14 protein-coding genes are annotated in these 17,786 nt (G+C 72.4%); 8 read left to right on the top strand and 6 right to left on the bottom strand.

The genetic code is table 11. From position 1 onward, the window contains the following. Positions 1 to 54 precede the first annotated feature (54 nt). From HC362_RS30640 to HC362_RS30655, 4 genes are all read left to right on the top strand, one after another. Positions 55 to 570, top strand: a complete 516-nt coding sequence (locus HC362_RS30640) for a hypothetical protein (RefSeq protein WP_243087450.1) — start codon at positions 55 to 57, stop codon at positions 568 to 570. Positions 571 to 798: 228 nt separating this feature from the next. Further along, the gene (locus HC362_RS30645; protein ID WP_243087451.1) at positions 799 to 1,116 is read left to right on the top strand and encodes an SHOCT domain-containing protein; all 318 of its coding nucleotides are present in this window, start codon (positions 799 to 801) and stop codon (positions 1,114 to 1,116) included. Then, complete coding sequence (locus HC362_RS30650) at positions 1,113 to 1,859, top strand: ABC transporter ATP-binding protein (protein ID WP_243087452.1); 747 nt, start codon at positions 1,113 to 1,115, stop codon at positions 1,857 to 1,859. The genes HC362_RS30645 and HC362_RS30650 overlap by 4 nt, the downstream gene beginning before the upstream one ends. Then, complete coding sequence (locus HC362_RS30655) at positions 1,856 to 4,456, top strand: ABC transporter permease (protein WP_243087453.1); 2,601 nt, start codon at positions 1,856 to 1,858, stop codon at positions 4,454 to 4,456. The genes HC362_RS30650 and HC362_RS30655 overlap by 4 nt, the downstream gene beginning before the upstream one ends. Before the next feature lie 51 nt (positions 4,457 to 4,507). On the opposite strand, the gene HC362_RS30660 is transcribed toward HC362_RS30655, so the two are convergent. Further along, a complete protein-coding gene (locus HC362_RS30660) occupies positions 4,508 to 5,110 on the bottom strand; it encodes an ATP-binding protein (RefSeq protein ID WP_243087455.1) in 603 nt (200 codons plus the stop codon). Between the two features lie 187 nt (positions 5,111 to 5,297). Further along, positions 5,298 to 5,609 carry a hypothetical protein gene (locus HC362_RS30665; RefSeq protein WP_209263048.1) on the bottom strand — a complete coding sequence of 104 codons (312 nt, stop codon included), beginning with the start codon at positions 5,607 to 5,609 and terminating at the stop codon, positions 5,298 to 5,300. A 137-nt stretch (positions 5,610 to 5,746) separates the two neighbouring features. On the opposite strand from HC362_RS30665, the gene HC362_RS30670 reads away from it, so the two are divergent. Beyond that, positions 5,747 to 6,913: a PLP-dependent cysteine synthase family protein gene (locus tag HC362_RS30670; RefSeq protein WP_279240154.1), complete on the top strand. Its 1,167-nt coding sequence runs from the start codon at positions 5,747 to 5,749 to the stop codon at positions 6,911 to 6,913. An 18-nt stretch (positions 6,914 to 6,931) separates the two neighbouring features. Here the strand turns inward: HC362_RS30670 and HC362_RS30675 are convergent, their stop codons facing one another. Beyond that, positions 6,932 to 7,420 (bottom strand): SRPBCC family protein, encoded by a 489-nt coding sequence (locus HC362_RS30675; RefSeq protein ID WP_243087457.1) that lies wholly within the window; start codon positions 7,418 to 7,420, stop codon positions 6,932 to 6,934. A gap of 98 nt (positions 7,421 to 7,518) precedes the next feature. Further along, entirely contained in the window at positions 7,519 to 8,370 is an 852-nt protein-coding gene (locus HC362_RS30680; protein ID WP_243087459.1) for a DeoR/GlpR family DNA-binding transcription regulator, read from the bottom strand. Positions 8,371 to 8,619: 249 nt separating this feature from the next. Between HC362_RS30680 and HC362_RS30685 the strand changes: the two genes are divergently transcribed. Then, positions 8,620 to 11,085 (top strand): lipase family protein, encoded by a 2,466-nt coding sequence (locus tag HC362_RS30685; protein ID WP_243087461.1) that lies wholly within the window; start codon positions 8,620 to 8,622, stop codon positions 11,083 to 11,085. Here the strand turns inward: HC362_RS30685 and HC362_RS30690 are convergent. Both HC362_RS30690 and HC362_RS30695 read right to left on the bottom strand, forming a co-directional pair. Then, positions 11,045 to 13,558 carry a right-handed parallel beta-helix repeat-containing protein gene (locus tag HC362_RS30690; protein WP_243087463.1) on the bottom strand — a complete coding sequence of 838 codons (2,514 nt, stop codon included), beginning with the start codon at positions 13,556 to 13,558 and terminating at the stop codon, positions 11,045 to 11,047. The two genes, HC362_RS30685 and HC362_RS30690, sit on opposite strands and share 41 nt — an antisense overlap. Before the next feature lie 197 nt (positions 13,559 to 13,755). Further along, positions 13,756 to 14,352: a hypothetical protein gene (locus HC362_RS30695; RefSeq protein ID WP_347568546.1), complete on the bottom strand. Its 597-nt coding sequence runs from the start codon at positions 14,350 to 14,352 to the stop codon at positions 13,756 to 13,758. A gap of 535 nt (positions 14,353 to 14,887) precedes the next feature. Here HC362_RS30695 and HC362_RS30700 point away from each other — a divergent pair. Then, positions 14,888 to 16,300 carry a family 2B encapsulin nanocompartment shell protein gene (locus HC362_RS30700; RefSeq protein WP_243087467.1) on the top strand — a complete coding sequence of 471 codons (1,413 nt, stop codon included), beginning with the start codon at positions 14,888 to 14,890 and terminating at the stop codon, positions 16,298 to 16,300. Between the two features lie 89 nt (positions 16,301 to 16,389). Continuing rightward, entirely contained in the window at positions 16,390 to 17,778 is a 1,389-nt protein-coding gene (locus tag HC362_RS30705; protein ID WP_243087468.1) for a family 2B encapsulin nanocompartment shell protein, read from the top strand. Positions 17,779 to 17,786 lie beyond the last annotated feature (8 nt).

Raw genomic sequence — 17,786 nt, forward strand, 5'->3', positions numbered from 1 at the left:
TCGTCCTGTCCCATCCACGCCGCACCCTCGTGCGGAGAATGAGGAGTTGTACAGTTGCGCACCTTCCTGCGCAGAGCCACGGTCACCACGACCTGCCTCGCCGCCCTCGCGGGCGCAGCGGTCGTCACGGCCACCCCGGCCACGGCTGCGTCCTGCAACACCACCAAAAAGTCCGTGGACGACCGCGGGTACACCGGCCCGTGGCCGGACAACTGGATCCTGAAGTCGACCATGTGCTCGTACCGGTCCGGCGGCTACATCTACAGCTACGCCAAGCTGAGCTGGGACATGCCCGATGCGCACGGGAGCGCTCCCTACCTGACCTTCGACGCCGCGAAGTTCCGCGTCTACCTCAAGAAGAGCGTCTCCGGCGCGCCGGACCCGATCCGCGCCTACCGCGACTTCGGTATCGAAGGCCGGCTCGAGGCCGGTGACGGTTCCTACACCACCCCGACCTTCCGGCACGCCATCTCCCGTTACGCACTCGGTGACGGTGCCTGGAAGCTGAACTGGAACAACGACGGCGACGGCTACAAGCACTACTCGGTCACCGCCTCACCCCGGGTCTGACGGGTCTGATCCCGCACGTCTCCGGCCGCGTCGCCAGGCCCCATGAGCCGGGGCGACGCGGCCGGACGGCACCCCCACCGCCTCCCCACGTCGCACTCGGGCATCCCCTCCCGTACTCCCCGGGAGGTATGCGAACTGCCGCTGGCCGTACGACGACCGGGCTCCCTCCCAGCGCGCACTCTCGGTAGCGAAAAGGCACCACAGACCGCTACCGAGGAGCTGAGAACCATGCAGACGCTGGCACACTGGCACGGCGACGGAGGGCCGGGGCCCTGGATCCTGCTGTTCCCCGTCATCTGGGCCGCCGTCATCGCGGGCGGCATCTTCCTGCTGCGCCGCACCGTCTGGCGCGGCCGTGGCCCTCGCGGCCCCTGGCGGACGCCGCAGCCGCACGGCGGACAGGGCGCCGAGAGCCCGCTCGAGATGCTCGACCGGCGCTTCGCGCAGGGCGAGATGGACGAGGACGAGTACTGGCGCCGCGTCTCCGTGCTGAACGAGAGCACCCGTGAGCGCAGCCGCGGCGCATCCGAGGGCGGCAAGCGATGAGCGGCACCGCCGCGGCCCGCGTCACCGCTGCCGTGAAGGTCTACGGCAGCGGTGAGGTGGAGGTCCGCGCACTCGACGAGGTGACGCTCGGCTTCGAGACGGGCCGCTTCACCGCCATCATGGGGCCCTCCGGCTCCGGCAAGTCCACCCTGATGCACTGCGCGGCCGGGCTGGACACCCTCACCTCGGGGCAGGCCTTCATCGGCGGCACCGAACTGGGCTCCCTCAGCGACAAGAAGCTCACCGTGCTGCGCCGCGAACGCGTCGGCTTCGTCTTCCAGGCGTTCAACCTGCTGCCGACCCTCACCGTCGCCGAGAACATCACGCTCCCGCAGGACCTGGCCGGCTCCCGCGTCGACCCGGAGTGGACCGAGGCCCTCATCGACGTCGTCGGCCTCGGTGACCGGCTGCGCCACAGGCCGAGCGAGCTCTCCGGCGGCCAGCAGCAGCGCGTCGCCGTCGCCCGGGCGCTGGCCTCCCGGCCCGAGGTGGTCTTCGCCGACGAACCCACCGGCAACCTCGACTCCCGCTCCGGCGAGGAGGTGCTCGGGCTGCTCGGCCGCGCGGTGCACGAGATGGGCCGCACGGTGGTGATGGTCACCCACGACCCGGTGGCCGCCGCACACGCCGACGAGGTCGTCTTCCTCGCCGACGGCCGGCTGTCCGGGCGGATGCCGCAGCCGACGGCGGAGCGGGTGCTGGACCAGCTCAAGTCCTACGACCGTGCGGGGGTGGCCCGATGAGCGCCGACAGCGGAGCCGGTGCGAGCGCGGGCGGCAGCGCCCGCACCGCGCTGCGGATCAGCCTCGCCTCGCTGCGCACCCACAAGCGGCGCTTCGCCGGCACCTTCTCCGCCGTGCTGCTGGGCGTCGCCTTCCTCACCGGCACCCTCGTCATGGGCGACACCCTGCGGGCGGGATTCGACACGCTGTTCGGCAACGCCACCAGCGGTACCGACGCCGTGGTGCGCAGCGAGGGCGTCATCACCACCTCCGACGACGCCATGGGCACCCGCGGCCCGCTGCGCACCGCGGCGAGCCTCCGGGCCGTACGCGGCACGCCCGGCGTCGCCGCGGCGGAGCCCAGCATCGAGGGCGCCGGACAACTCGTGGGTGCGGGCGGCGAACCCGTCGGCGGCAAGGGCCCGCCCACCACCGCGGGCAACTGGATACACGACAAGGAGCTCAATCCCTACGAGCTCGCGCGGGGCCGGGCGCCCCGTGCCTCCGGGGAGGCCGTCGTCAACGAGGGCGCCGCCGAGGCCGGCAAGCTCGAGATCGGGGACGTCACGACGCTGCGCACCCCCGACCCCGTACGAGTGAAGATCGTCGGCCTGGCCACCTTCGGCGGCGAGAGCGGCATGGGGAAGGCCACCTTCACCGGGCTGACCCGCGCTGACGCCGAGAAGTACCTGATGCCCGAGCCCGGCATGGCCGCCTCGATCCGGGTACGGGCCGAGGACGGCACCAGTCAGCAGCAGCTCGCCGAGCGCCTGGAGGCCGCGCTGCCCAAGGGCGTGGAGGCGGTCACCGGCGAGGAGGCGGCCGAGGAGAACTCCGAGAACATCTCCGGCCAGTTCCTGACCCTGTTCACCAGCATGCTGCTGGTCTTCTCGGGTATCGCGCTGCTGGTCGCCGTCTTCTCCATCCACAACACCTTCGCCATCGTCGTCGCCCAGCGCACCCGTGAGAACGCGCTGCTGCGGGCCCTCGGTGCTTCCCGGCGGCAGGTGCTGGGCACCACGCTCGGTGAGGCAGCGGCCGTCGGCGCTGTCGCCTCGGCCGTGGGACTCGCCGCCGGCATCGGCATCGCCGCCGGTCTCCAGGCGCTCTTCCCGGCGATCGGGTTCCCCTTCCCCGAGGAGGCGCTGGTCATCAAGGGGCTCTCGCTGCTGCTGCCGCTCGGGGCCGGGATCGTGGTGTGCCTCGGCTCCGCGCTGCTGCCCGCCGTGCGGGCGGGGCGCACCGCGCCGCTGGCCGCGCTGCGGGAGACCGCCGTCGAGCACTCCCGCGTCTCCCGGGTACGTGCTGCCGTGGGTGTCGTGCTCGGCGCGGCCGGTGCCGGGCTCACCGTGCTGGGCGCGGCCTCCGGCAGCAGGTCGGTGACCCTGACGGCGTCCGGTGCCGTCGCGGTGCTCGCCGCCTTCGTCGTCCTCGGCCCGGTGGCCGCGGCTCTCGCCGTACGGGTGATGGGCGGGCCGGTCGCCAGGCTGCGCGGAACGGTCGGGGCGCTCGCCCAGCGCAACGCGCTGCGCAGCCCCAAGCGCACCGCGGCAACCGCGGGCGCACTGATGATCGGCGTCGCCGTCGTCACGCTCTTCACCGTCTTCGCCTCCTCACTGAAGGCGATGATGGACGAGACGGTCAGCCGCAACTTCGCCGGAGACGTCGCGGTCAGCACCCCCGGCTTCGGCGCGGGTGGGAGCGGCCTGAGCCCCCGGCTGGCGCCCGCCGTGCAGCGGTTGCCGGAGGTGGACACCGCGCTCGGGCTGGGCAAGGGCGTCGCCCGCGTCGACGGCGTCGGCCAGGAGCTCACCGTCACCGACCCGGCGGCGCTGCCCCGCGTGCTGCACCTGGGCGAGGTGGACGGCAAGCTCACCGGCCTGGGCGCACACGGAATGGCCGTCTCCCGGAGCGAGGCCGCCGACCACGGCTGGCGGCCCGGCTCCACGGCGAAGCTCGCCTTCACCGACGGCACCGAACAGCGCTTCACCGTCCGCGCCGTCTACGAGACGAGCGAGCTGACCGGCGACTACGTCATCACCCACCGGGCGTGGGCGCCGCACCGCACCCAGGACACCGACACCCTGCTGGCCGTCAGCTTCGAGGACGGCGTCTCACAGGCGGCGGGCAAAGCCGCCGTCGAGCGGGTCGCCGACCGCTACGGCGAGCCGGATGTGCAGACCCGCGAGGAGTACGCGCAGTCCTCGGCCGCCGGTATCGACATGATGCTGACCCTCGTCTACGCGCTGCTCGGCCTCGCCGTCCTCATCGCGCTGCTGGGCATCGCCAACACCCTCACGCTCGCCGTGTACGAGCGCACCAGGGAGCTGGGGCTGCTGCGGTCGGTCGGCCAGACGCGCGGCCAGTTGCGGGCCATGGTGCGGTGGGAGTCGGTGCTGGTCGCCGCCTTCGGCACGGCTGGCGGGCTCGGACTCGGTGCCTTCCTCGGCTGGGCCCTTGTGCGGGCCACCGACAGCAGGGGCGTGAGCGTCTTCAGTCTGCCGCCGCTGCAGCTGACCGTCGTCGCCCTGGTCGGTGTCCTGGCCGGGCTGCTGGCGGGCTGGCGCCCCGCGCGCAGGGCCGCGCGCCTGGACATGCTGAGAGCTGTCGCTGCGTGAGGCGCGCCGGCGGGCAAGCGCACCCCGCACGCCGGGCGCGCGGGCCGAGCCTCAGCCCGCTGCGGCGGGCTCCGCCTCGACGGGAGGCGGCACGGGGGCCGGGGCGGGGGCCGGATGGTCCGGTTGGGCGGTGTCGCGTGCGGCACCGCCCTTTCGGGTACGGTGCCGGGCTGTCGTATCCGGCGGCGGGGCCGGGAGGGAGAACCAGACGATCTTCCCGGCGCCGTCGGGCTGGGTGCGCATTCCCCAGCTCTCGCTGAGGGACGCCACCAGCGCCAGCCCCCGCCCGCTGGTGGACAGCGGCTCGCTGGGCGCCGCGCCGCGAATCCGCGGCAGCCGGGGATCGTGGTCGCGCACCGAGACCGTGAGCCGGTTCCACATGTAGGAGAGTTCCACGGTGCAGTGCTTGTCGGCGGGCGCGGGGCTCTGGCCGCCGCTCCGCCCCTCGGGGTCTGCGTGCCGGTGTACGTTGGCCAGCAGCTCGGTCAGCCCGAGGGCCGTCGTATCGATGAGGGCGTCCAGACGCCAGTACCGCAACTGCGCGGAGACGATCCTGCGGACCTGGCCTATCCGCGAGGGCAGCGCCTGGAACTCCACGGCACAGTGCCGCTCCGGGGGGATGTGCTTGCTCGTGCTGCTCGGTGGACTGATCACGACTGTGACTCCCTCACGAGGGGCCGCCCGGCGGGCGGGGACGGATCACATGTGACGTGCGCTACAGAGCCAGGATGAGAGCGGACGAGCGGAGGTGCAAACGCACAGCGACGATTCGGTCACGCAGGGGGCTCAGTGTCTGCTCAGCGTCTGCCCGGCGCCTGCCCGATGGTCGCTCGACGGCCGTTCATCTGCCGAGCACGCCGCGCTCGGCGGCGGCCTTGGCCCGCGCCGTCCGCACGGCCGCCAGCAGCCCCTCCCGGTGCCGCAGGCCGAGGCGCAGCAGATAGCTTCTGCCGCCCAGCGTCGCCAGTGCCTGATCCCGCAGCCCGTAGCCGCTGATCCGCACCTCCTCGACCGGCGCGCTGTCGATCTCACTGCCGTAGCTGGTCATCAGCACCAGTTCGCCGTCCCGCACCAGCACATGGCCGGCCCGGGTGAGTGAGCGAAGCATCCGGCTTATCCCGACCCCGGTCGCGTCGAACTCCGGCTCCGCCACGTCACACCGCCTCCCACCGCGTCCTGCCGAGCAGGGGTACCCCCCAGCGGTGTCCGTACACCCGGAGAAGCTCCACCCCTCGCCGTGAGCATGCCCACGTCCGGGCCTGTCTACCAACCCCCCTCTATGATCGGCCCGTGAGCACCACCGAACCCGCCCCTCCCGTCCCCGACCTCCCCACCCAGGACGTCGACCGCAGCGACCCGGACCACCGGCGCTGGCTCCAGGAGGCGGTACGCAAAGTGCGGGCCGAGAGCGGCCGCAGCGCCGACACGCACCTGCTCGCCTTCCCGCTCCCCGAGGAGTGGGGCATCGACCTGTACCTCAAGGACGAGTCGACCCACCCCACCGGCAGCCTCAAACACCGCCTGGCGCGCTCGCTGTTCCTGTACGCGCTGTGCAACGGCTGGATCCGCCCCGGGCGGCCCGTGATCGAGGCGTCCAGCGGCTCCACCGCGCTGAGCGAGGCATACTTCGCGAAGCTGATCGGGGTGCCGTTCATCGCCGTGATGCCGCGCACCACCAGCAGTGAGAAGACCCGGCTGATCGAGTTCCACGGTGGCACCTGTCATCTGGTCGACGACCCGCGCACCGTCTACGAGGTCTCCGCACGGCTGGCCGCCGAGAGCGGCGGCCACTTCATGGACCAGTTCACCTACGCCGAGCGGGCCACCGACTGGCGCGGCAACAACAACATCGCCGAGAGCGTCTACGGGCAGTTGAGCCGCGAGCGTCACCCGGAACCCGCCTGGATCGTGGCCACCGCGGGAACCGGCGGGACCTCGGCGACCTTCGCGCGCTACATCCGCTATATGCAGTACGACACCCGGGTGTGCGTGCCCGACCCGGAGAACTCCTGCTTCTTCGACGGCTGGACGCGCGGCGACCCGGACGCCGCCAGCGAGACCGGCTCCCGTATCGAGGGCATCGGGCGGCCGCGGATGGAGCCCAGCTTCGTCCCGGGAGCCATCGACCGCATGATGAAGGTCCCGGACGCCGCCAGCGTCGCCGCCGTACGCACGCTCGACCGGGTGCTGGGACGCAAGGCGGGCGGCTCCACCGGGACCGGGCTGTGGAGCAGCCTGCGGATCGTCGCCGAGATGCTGGCCGCGGGGGAGCGGGGCAGCGTCGTCACCCTGCTGTGCGACCCCGGCGAGCGGTACCTGGACAAGTACTACTCGGACGCCTGGCTCGCCGAACAGGGCCTGGACATCGTGCCCTACGCGCGCACCCTGGAGCGCTTCCTGGCCACCGGCGACTGGACGGAGCTGGCCTGGCCCGCCCGCGCCGACACTTCCGGCTAGCGTGAGCCGCGCACGGCGTCAGGGGCGCAGCCTGCGCTCCAGCTTCCGCATGGCGTCCCGGAACGAGGCCCCCAGTCCGGGCTTGCCCAGCCGCAGTACCGTACGCAGCGCGGGGGTGCCGTCGACCGCCATGGTCCAGCGCACCCTCGCGCCTCCGGCCGGAGAAGGGGCCAGGTGCCAGTCCTCCAGCAAGGCGCGAACGCCCGGTGCGTTGGTGCGGTCGACCCGGTAGGCGTACCGCTCACCGGGGAGCGCCGCCATGACCGTCTCGTCGAAGAAGCCCCCGCCCTTGAGCCGGACCTCCCGCCCCTTGCCGTCGGCTGTCGGGCGCAGCTCGGTCACCGCGGCGAACCAGCTCGGCCACGCCTCCACCTCGTCAGCCAGCGCCGTGTAGACCCGCTCGACGGGCACCGACAGATCGGCGGTGAAGGAGAGCCGCAGCGGTGCGGTGTCTGCGAAGTCCAGCACCACGGGACGCAGTTGCCGAACCGGCAGTTGACGTGCCATACGAACGACCCCCAGCGGTACGCGAACGGGTGTGCGGTGCGACCACCCTAGCGCCGCCTGCACCCCGGCGCCGCCTGTCGGTCCACGCCCCGTTCGCGTCAGAGCGCGTCCGCCGCCCCCTCCGCATCCTGCTCACCGGCCACCACCAGCTCCGGCAGCCGCTCCCGGATCTCCTCGCGCGCCTCCGGCGGCATCCCGCCGTCCGTCACCAGCGCGTCCACCTGGTCCAGGGAGGCGAACGAACTCAGCCCCACCGTCCCCCACTTGGTGTGGTCGGCCACCACGATCACCCGGCGCGCCGAGCCCACGAAGTGCCGGTTCGTCTCGGCCTCGGCCAGGTTCGGCGTGGAGAGCCCGGCCTCGACCGATATCCCGTGCACTCCCAGGAACAGCGCGTCGAAGTGGAGCGAGCGGATCGCCGCGTCCGCCACCGAACCCACCAGCGAGTCCGAGGGCGTACGCACCCCGCCCGTCAGCACCACCGTGGCCGCGCCCGCACGGGTCCCGCCCGCGCCGTTGCTCGCACGCTGCGCGGAGTGGAAGACATCGGCGACCCGCACCGAGTTGGTGACCACCGTCAGATTCGGCACGTCCAGCAGGTGCCGCGCCAGCGCGAACGTCGTCGTACCGCCCGAGAGCGCGATCGCGGTGCCCGGCTGGACCATGGTGGCGGCCGCGCGTGCGATGTCCTCCTTCGCGCTCAGCTCCAGCGAGGACTTCGCCTCGAACCCGGGCTCGTGCGTGCTCGCCTCGGCGACCGGAACCGCACCACCGTGCACCTTCTCAAGGGCGCCCTGCCGGGCCAGCGCGTCCAGGTCGCGCCGCACCGTCATGTCCGAGACCGACAGCTTCCGGGTCAGCTCGTTGACCCGCGCCCCGCCCCGCCGCCGCACCTCCTCCAGGATCAGCGCACGCCGCTGCTCGGCGAGGAGGTTCTGGTTGTCGCTCACTGCCGCTGTCTCCGTTCCTTCCTGACCGACTTGTCCGGGCTGTGGGGGAGGCCGCTGGTGGGGGCCATCCTCCCACGCGTACAACCGGGGCGCTCCTGTCACGATCCGGCACCGGGCACGCCACCTTCACCCGTGAGGGGGTGGCACAGCGGCGGCCCGGACGGTGATGCTGTCACAGGTATCGGACACGCTGTCACACACAGCCGACGCATAGCTGACACACCGTTCGGGGGACTCGGGGGAAGCACAGTGCCGTCAGACCACGCACCCGACAGCGCGCCCGGAAAGCCGGGCCTGGCGCTGGAACTGCTCGTACACGGAGTGGGGGGAACCACTCCCGCCGAGATGCTCGGCGACCCGCGCACCGAGCGCGTCACGGGGGACAGCACGGCGGCGATACACCGCCGCACCGACGACGTGGACGCCGAGCGGCACCCCGAGGACTACGCGGGCAGACCGGTCCCGGAGGCGTACTGCTGGTCGAACCTCACCTCGGGCAACGGGGCCCGCGCACTGTGGCTGATCCTGCTGCCGTTCATGGTCGCCAACCTCGCACACTGGACCCGGCCGGCCGCACACGGCCGCCGCCGCACCGTGCGGCTGCACGGCCTCCTGGTCCGGCTGATCGCGCTCTCGCTGACCGTGCTGCTGATCGCCGCCGCCTGCGAGGTGGCGCTCGACCTGATCGCCTGGCAGTGCGCCGGAAGCGAGCGCTGCGCCCAGGAGCGCACCTGGCTGGGGTTCATGGCCGCGCCGCAGGGACCCGGGGACCTCGGCGGCTGGTGGAGCCAGCCCGGCCGCAGGCTCGCCCTGGCCGCCGTGCTGCCCACCGCCGTGACGGTGCTGCTGTGGTGGCTCTCGCACCGCACCTGGAGCGCGTACGAGTCCCAGCCGCCGCTGGAGCGCACCGTGCCCGAGGACGACCCCGCAGCCGACGGGCGCCCGCCGCTGTCGCTGCCCGGCTTCTGGTACGGCAAGCGCCTCGTCGCCCGGCTGCGCGCGGCGCACACCGCCGCCGGTTTCCTGACCGTGGCCGGGGCCCTCACCGCTGCCACGACCAAGCACGACCGGACGCCCGGCGGCAACGCCGTGCTCGATGTCTGCGGTTGGCTGCTGACCGGGCTGGTGCTGGCCGGCGCGGTCTGGGTGCTCTACGTCGTCTGCCGCAGGGGCCGCAAGGAGAGCGAACCGGACGACGAGGCCGACTCGCCGGCCGTGCACGGGCTGCCCGGTGCCTCCCTCGCCGTACTGCTGCTCGCCGTCGTGCACAGCGGCTGGAGCCGCCCCGGCTGGACTTCCAGCGGCCCCCTCCCCGGTGACGAGGCGTTCGGTGTCCTCGCCGTGCTCCAGGGCGCCCTCGTGGTCGCGCTCGGCGTCCTCGGACTGCGGCTGCACCGCCTCACCAGGGTGCCCCGTACGGCGCTGGCCGGGCTGGCCTCCGGCTGCGTCGGGATGCTCGCCTGCGGGCTGGGCGGACTGCTCTCCGGTGGCGTCTCCCAGCGGGTCGGGGACTGGCTGGACGGGCCGGGCACCCCGGGCCAGGGCGGCGGACACATCGCCGGACCGCCCATCGTGCTCACTTGGCAGGCGTCCATCATCCCGGTGCTGCTCGCGCTGGTACTGCTGCTGGCCTGCTGGTTCGTCTTCCGGGTGTGGCGCGACGCGCGTCGGCTCACCGACGATGTGGCGGCCGGCTATCCGGACTCTCTGCCCGACGAGTCGCGGTCCCGCCGGATCGCCTCGGCGATCGCCAGGGCCGGCCTCACCGACCAGGCGCCCTGGCTGGTGGCCACCGTCGCCGCCGCCACCCTCGTGCTGGGCGGCGTCGCCGTGGTCGGCACGCTGTGGACCGGGCAGGTGCCCGGCGAGGCGACCGACGGCGCCCCCGACTTCGTCGCGGGGTTCGCCGACACCGTCCAGACCCTCGGCTCCTGGCTGGTCGGGTTCGCCTTCGTCCTGCTGCTGGCCTGGAGCCGCCGCGCCTACAAGGACGCCTCGGCCCGCCGCACCGTCGGCATCCTGTGGGACGTGGGCACCTTCTGGCCGCGCTGCGCCCACCCGTTCGCGCCGCCCTGCTACGCCGAGCGCGCCGTGCCCGACCTGGCCTGGCGGATGGCGATGTGGACCGACCAGCGGCCGGAGCGCCGCCTGGTGATCTCCGGCCACTCGCAGGGCAGCGTGCTGGCGGCAGCCGCCGTCTGGCAGCTGGACCCGGACACCCGCCGCCAGATCGCGCTGCTCACCTACGGTTCCCCGCTGGAACGCCTCTACGGGCGCTGGTTCCCCGCCTATTTCGGGCCGCACCGGCTCGCCTCGTTCCACGGCGGTCTGGAGTGCTGGCGCAACCTGTGGCGGCTGACCGACCCGATCGGGGGCCCCGTGCGGCCGGAGAGCGCCGACACCCCCGAGCCCGGACCGCCCGAGGAGTGCCGCGGCGTGGACCGCGGCCCGCTGCGCGACCCGCTCGTCTACGGCCGCACGCGTGAACTGCCGCTGCCGGAGCCGATCCTGGCGCACGGCGACTATCAGGCGGACCCTGCCTTCGCACAGGAGCGCGCCGGGCTGCTGGCCCGACTGGAGGAGCGCTCCGTACGGTTCCGGCAGCCCACGGAGGGCGTACCGCGGCAGCCGGAGCCGGAGCCGGAGTCCGTCCCGGACCCGGCTGCGGACCGGCTCAGGCGGAGTCGGGCAGGTCAGACGGGTAGAGCAGGGTGAGGTCCTCGGTGCTCGGGTCGGGCAACTGGGCGACCCGGCCCGCGTGCCGCTCGACCATCGCCTCGAACGTCTGCCGCGCCGTACGCCCGTTGCCGAACGAGGGCCCCTTGGGCATCCGCGCGAAGTAGCCGAGCAGCGCCTGCCGCGAGCCCTCGCTCAGGTGGTACTCGTGCTCCTCGGCCTGCTGTTCGACGATGTGCAGCAGCTCCTCCGGCGCGTAGTCACCGAAGGTGATCGTGCGCGAGAAGCGGGAGGCAACGCCCGGGTTGGCGGCCAGGAAGTGCTCCATCTCGGTGGTGTAGCCCGCCACGATCACCACCACGTCGTCGCGGTGGTCCTCCATCAGCTTCACCAGTGTGTCGATGGCCTCGCGGCCGAAGTCGCGGCCCGAGTCCTGCGGGGCGAGCGCGTACGCCTCGTCGATGAACAGCACCCCGCCCTTGGCCTTCTCGAACGCCTCCTGGGTGCGGATCGCCGTCGAGCCGATGTGCTCGCCCACCAGGTCGACGCGGGAGACCTCGACCAGGTGGCCACGCCGCAGCACACCGAGGGAGCGCAGGATCTCGCCGTAGAGGCGGGCCACCGTCGTCTTGCCGGTGCCCGGTGAGCCGGTGAAGACCAGGTGCCGTCGCGCGGAGGCCGCCTTGAGCCCCGCTGCCTCCCGCCTGCGGCCGACCTCGATCATGTCGGTGAGCGCCCGCACCTCGCGCTTGACGCTCTCCAGCCCGACCAGCGCGTCGAGTTCGCCCAGCACCTCCTTGGCCGGACGCGGCGCGTCCCCTGCCGGGTCCCCGCCCGCCGGATCGTCGCCGGGCGCACCGGTGGCTGCCGGAGCCGCCGCGAGCCCCGACGTGAGCGAGCTTTCCGAGCGCTGCCTGGGGAGTGCGGCCTGCGCGGTCAGCAGCCCGGCCGAGCCCTCGGCGGCGGAGGCGTCAGCGGCCTGCGGGGCGGTGGCGGAGGCCGCGCCGCTCGTGGCGGTGGCGGGCAGCGCGGTGACGGCTGCCGCACTCTCGTCGCTGGTGCAGTCCTCCACGATCGGGCCTTCTTCGGCGAACTCGTAGCCCCCGCGCGTGCACCGGTCGGTGCGACAGCGGCGCAGCGTCGTGCGGCAGCCGTCGATGACGTGGAAGCCGTAGCCGCGCGAGCCGGTCACCCGGCAGTTGTGGAAGGTCCCGCGCCCCTCGGCCGACACATAGAACCCGGCCTCGCCCGAGCCGCTGACCGTGCAGCGCTCGACGGTGGGGTCCGCGCCCTTGGTGACGATGACGCCGGTCGCAGCCTGGTCGATGGTGCAGCCGTTGAGCACCCCGCCGCTGCCGTGGTCGCGGAACCAGGCACCGGTGGCCGCCTTGCTGATCCGGCAGTCGTCCAGCTGGACGATCGCGCCGTCGCTCACCGAGACGGCGGTGCCGCGCACCTGGGAGAGGTCGCTGTCGAGCACATCCGCGCGCGAGCCCCGGTCCAGGACGAACAGCGCGTCGGGCACCGAGTGCACCCGGCAGGTGTCCAGCACCGCAGTGGCGCCGTCGCTCACCCACACCGCCGGATAGTCGCCCGTACTCTCATGTATCTCACAGCCGTTGGCGTCCGCACGGGTGCCCGGGTCCCACACCGACAGACCGTTACGGCCGAAGCGGCGCACCGTCGAGCGGGTCAGCGTGAGCACCGAACGGGAGCGCAGATCGACCGCGTTCTCCGGGATGTCGTGGATGTCGCAGTCGGCGAGGGTGAGCACCGCGTCGCCCTCCAGGGTGACGCCGTCGGCCGAGGTGCGGTGCACCCGGCAGTCGGTGAAGTGCCCGCTGGCACGCGCGGCGACGCGCAGCCCGCTGCCCTTGATCTCGTACACCTCGCAGTCCAGCGCCTCCAGTGTGCTGCCCTCGCCCTGGAGCGCGATACCGGCACCCGAGGCGAGGTGCACCTTGCAGTGCGCCAGGCGCGGACGGGCGCCGTCCCGCACCTGGACCCCGGACTGGCCGGCGGCGACCACCTCGCACTCCTCGTAGACGCCGCTCGCCCCACCGGTGATGCTGATGCCGATCCCGGCCGGGTTGTCCACGGTGCAGCGCCGCACCGTGGGCCGGGCGCCGCCGCGCACCTCGATGCCCGAGGCCGAGCGGGTCATCACCCGCAGCCCGGCCAGCTCCGGCGCCGCGTCCTCCACCAGCACGGCGGGCACGGCCGAGTCCTGGCCCTCGATCTGGAGGTCCTGGACGAGCGCGGCGGAGCGCACGGTCAGCGCCACGCCGTCGGAGGGTGCGATACGCACGGGTCCTGAGCCGCCGCGCTCCGGGCCGCGCAGGGTCACCATGCGCTCGATGACGAGGTTCTCCCGGTAGGTGCCGGGCGCCACGGTGAGTACGTCACCGTCGCCCGCCGCCTCCAGCGCGGCGGACAACGACGCGTATTCGCCCGTACGCCGCCGCCACCGTGACGTGCCGCTGTGCGTCACCTGGACCGAGCCCTGTGCCATGGAGTGCTGTGCCCCAACCTCGTGCGTGCCAAGATGCGTTAAGCCTGTCGCACGGAATGCCGAGTGCGCCGCCCGTGCCGGCCGCACCACCGTAGCGTGCGCTGGTGGTCCTCGGTGACGGGTCCAACCGAGTGACCGGCACGGACACCCTTTTGGAACCTTTTTCGGAACCGTTTCGAAAGCTGCCGGGTGCCGCGTCAGTTGCTGGTGCCGGTGCGGCCCCAGTCGGGACCGATCCGCACCCACTCCGCGTCCCAGCGCGCGTACCGTCGCCGCATCAGCAGCCGTACGGTCACCCGGCGCCCGGCCTCCAGCGCTGTGGCGGTGCAGGCCGCGGCGGCCAGTCCGGCCAGCAGCGCGTACGAGCCGGCGCTGCGCGCGCTCATCGGGCGGGAGGTCAGACGGCCGTGCGAGTCGGCCCACACATGGAACCGGCCGCCGGGCTCCACGGGGTGGCGCAGCATGACCGTTCCGGTGTGCGGGGTGCCGTCGGGGCCCGTCCAGCGTGCCGCGACCCGGTTGCGGTTCGGCGCCCCGGCCGCTGTCTCGGTTTCGGAGTCCAGCGGCGGCAGAACGGTGACGTGCTCGGCCGTCGCCCAGATCCGCTGCCGTTCCCGCTGCTGCTCGTGTGCCGTGCGCAGCAGCATGTCGTGGGCGGCCGCCGCCGCGCCCCAGCCCGCCAGCGGGGCACCCAGGACGATCAGCAGCGCGGCCCACAGGGACAGCCACGCCTCACGGCGGTCGGTGCCGCGGCACAGCGGATTTCCGCGCCAGCGCCACAGGCCGACGATCATGCGCACGGCCGCTCACCCCCTTCTCGCCGTCCCTTTACGTACCTCACCGGGAGCGGTGCATGCACGAGAAGGGCCGAAGGGCCCCGAACCGCGGGATGCGACCGTCTTGCGGTCTTCGGGTCCGCTGTCTCCCTGTCCGTCCGTCGGGCTCTTCGTCCGTCCGTCGGGCTCTTCGCCGGCTCGCTTCGTTCCCCTCGTGGTCGGAACGAGTTTACTGAGTGGCTTTCCGGCCTCCGACAGCGGGCGCGGATCAGAGTGGCGTGCGCCCCCTTGCGCGCCTGCACCTCCGGAGAGGTTCAGGGAGCGGCGGATGATATTCCCGCTCCCGGAGTTGTTGCGGGCGGTGATCATTTATGGAGTTTCATTACCGTACGTGAGGAAAGTATGGCCGAAGGGCGGTCCGTACCCAGCTGATCGCGCGGGCATTCGGGGGCCGCTCGCATCTTTTGAGCGATTGCCGCTGTTCTCGCCGCTCACCTAACTTCGATCCGCAGCACGTGAATTGACTGATCATCACGAGGACAGGCGGTGTCGGATGACGACTGCGGCGGAGCGGAATTCCGGTAGCGAGAGCGCGGAGCAGGCCCAGCAGAGCCTCGCCACAGCAGCGGCACGGAATCTCGCGACCACCACGAAGACACCTCCGCAGATGCAGGGGATCACCTCGCGGTGGCTGCTGCGGGTCCTGCCATGGGTCCAGGTCACCGGTGGCACCTTCCGGGTGAACCGGCGGCTGAGCCACACTCTGGGCGACGGCCGGGTCGAGTTCGTCTCCACCGGCTCCGAGGTGCGGGTCATCCCGCTGGAGCTGACCGAGCTGCCGCCGCTGCGCGGCTACGAGGACCAGGAGGTCCTGAGCGCCCTGGCGGACCGCTGCGAACAGCGCGACTTCCGCCCCGGTGAGGTGATCGTCGAGGAGGGCGCGCCGGCGGACCGGCTGGTCCTGATCGCCCACGGCAAACTGCGCCGCTCCGTCCGCGGCAGGTACGACGAGGACATCACCCAGGGCGTGCTCGCCGACGGGGACTTCGTCGGTGACGACCGGCTGACCGGCCAGACCGGCACCTGGGACCACACCCTCACCTCACTCACCAGCGGCACCGTCCTCTATCTGGAGCGGCGCGCCTTCGACGCCGTCCTCGCCGACTCCGACTCGCTCCGCTCCCATCTGGCCGCCACCCGCTCGCTGATCCCGTCCCAGCGCACGGAGAACGGCGAGTCCGCGATCGAGCTGGCCTCCGGCCACGTGGGCGAGCCGCCCCTGCCGGGCACCTTCGTCGACTACGACCTGAGCCCGCGCGAGTACGAACTGGAAGTCGCCCAGACCGTGCTGCGCGTCCACACCAGGGTCGCCGACCTGTACAACCACCCGATGAACCAGCTCGAGGAGCAGCTGCGGCTCACCATCGAGGCACTGCGCGAGCGCCAGGAGCACGAGCTGGTCAACAACCGTCAGATCGGCCTGCTGCACAACGCCGAGATGAGGCAGCGCGTCCACACCCGCTCCGGCCCGCCCACGCCGGACGACCTCGACGAGCTGCTGGCCACCGTGTGGAAGGACCCCAGCGTCATCCTGGCCCACCCCAAGGCGATCGCCGCGTTCGGCCGCGAGTGCAGCAGGCGCGGGGTCTACCCGCAGTCGGTCGACTACGAGGGTCACTCCCTGCCCGCCTGGCGAGGTGTGCCCATCCTGCCCTGCAACAAGATCCCGGTCAGCCGGCAGGGCAGCACCTCCATCATGGCGATGCGCACCGGCGAGAAGGCACAGGGAGTCGTCGGACTGCACCAGACGGGAATCCCGGACGAATACAGCCCCGGTCTCTCGGTGCGCTTCATGGGCATCAACGAAAAGGCCGTCATGTCCTACCTGGTGAGCGCCTACTACTCCGCTGCCGTCCTCGTGCCCGACGCGCTCGGAATTCTCGAGGACGTCGAACTCGGGCACTGACACCGCGCCCGGACTCGGGGCACCGGCGGACAGCCGCCGTCGGCACACCAGGACAACAGGCAGTCGGAAACACCAGGAACCGGGTACAGATGACGACGCATCCCGAAGAAGTCCAGCAGCACGACCGCTCGAGCCTCTCCACAGCGGCCGCGCGCAAGCTGACCACCACCACCAAGACGCCGCCGCAGATGCAGGGGATCTCCCCTCGCTGGCTGCTGCGGGTACTGCCCTGGACGGAGACCACCGGCGGCAGCTACCGCGTCAACCGGCGGCTCACCCACACCCTGGGCGACGGCAGGATCGAGTTCGTCTCCACCGGCACCGACGTCAGCGTCATCCCGGCCGAGCTGCGGGAGATCCCGCTGCTGCGCGGCCTGGAGGACGAGGCGTCCCTGCGCGCGCTGGCCGACGGCTTCACCCAGCGTGAGTACGCGCCCGGCGAGGCGCTGGCCGTCCGCGGCGAGCCCACCGACGAGCTGCTGCTGATCGCGCACGGCCGCGTCGTCAAGCAGGCCGCGGGCCAGTACGACGACGAGATCGAGCTCGGTGTCATCGCCGACGGCGACCACGCCGGCGATCAGATCCTCACCAGCGACCCCGGCAGCTGGGAGTACACGCTGCGCGCCACCACGCGCTGCACCGTACTCGCGCTGCCCCGCAGCACGTTCCAGCAGACGGCGGACGCCGCCCCGCCGCTGCGCCGGCACCTCGACACCCTGCTGGCCCGCTCCGTACCCGCGCAGAACCGGCGCGGCGAGGCCGATATCGCGCTGGCCTCGGGACACGTCGGCGAGCAACCGCTGCCCGGCACCTTCGTCGACTACGAGCTGCGCCCCCGCGAGTACGAGCTGGCCGTCGCACAGACCGTGCTCAGGGTCCACAGCCGGGTCGCCGACCTCTACAACGACCCGATGAACCAGGTGCAGGAGCAGCTGCGGCTCACCATCGAGGCGCTGCGCGAGCGCCAGGAGAACGAGCTGGTCAACAACCGCGAGTTCGGGCTGCTGTACAACGCGGACCTCAGCCAGCGCATCCGCGCCCGGTCGGGCCCGCCGGCCCCCGAGGACCTGGACGAGCTGATCTCACGCCGCCGCAAGACCCGCTATCTGCTGGCGCATCCACGCACCATCGCCGCCATCGGCCGCGAGTGCAGCAAGCGCGGCATCTACCCCGAACAGACCCAGGTCGAGGGCGCCAGGGCGCACGCCTGGCGCGGCATCCCGCTGCTGCCCTGCGACAAGATCCCGGTACGCGAGGACGGGACCAGTTCGGTACTGGCCATGCGCACGGGCCTGGAGGACCAGGGCGTCATCGGGCTGCACCAGACCGGCATCCCCGACGAGGTCCAGCCCTCCCTCAACGTCCGCTTCATGGGCATCGACGAGAAGGCGCTGATCTCCTACCTGGTGAGCGTCTACTTCTCGGCCGCCGTCCTGGTGCCGGACGCGCTGGGCATCCTGGAGGACGTCGAGGTCTGACCGGACCC

The organism is Streptomyces sp. 891-h (assembly GCF_022760275.1).
GTDB classification, from domain to species: Bacteria; Actinomycetota; Actinomycetes; order Streptomycetales; family Streptomycetaceae; genus Streptomyces; species Streptomyces spirodelae.

Excerpts from the sequence above, each read along its gene's own strand:
- HC362_RS30650 (WP_243087452.1), top strand. The coding sequence starts at position 1,113 with ATGAGCGGCACCGCCGCGGCCCGCGTCACCGCTGCCGTGAAGGTCTAC.
- HC362_RS30655 (WP_243087453.1), top strand. The coding sequence starts at position 1,856 with ATGAGCGCCGACAGCGGAGCCGGTGCGAGCGCGGGCGGCAGCGCCCGC.
- HC362_RS30705 (WP_243087468.1), top strand. The coding sequence starts at position 16,390 with ATGACGACGCATCCCGAAGAAGTCCAGCAGCACGACCGCTCGAGCCTC.
- HC362_RS30700 (WP_243087467.1), top strand. The coding sequence starts at position 14,888 with ATGACGACTGCGGCGGAGCGGAATTCCGGTAGCGAGAGCGCGGAGCAG.
- HC362_RS30690 (WP_243087463.1), bottom strand. The coding sequence starts at position 13,558 with ATGGCACAGGGCTCGGTCCAGGTGACGCACAGCGGCACGTCACGGTGG.
- HC362_RS30675 (WP_243087457.1), bottom strand. The coding sequence starts at position 7,420 with ATGGCACGTCAACTGCCGGTTCGGCAACTGCGTCCCGTGGTGCTGGAC.
- HC362_RS30645 (WP_243087451.1), top strand. The coding sequence starts at position 799 with ATGCAGACGCTGGCACACTGGCACGGCGACGGAGGGCCGGGGCCCTGG.
- HC362_RS30695 (WP_347568546.1), bottom strand. The coding sequence starts at position 14,352 with ATGATCGTCGGCCTGTGGCGCTGGCGCGGAAATCCGCTGTGCCGCGGC.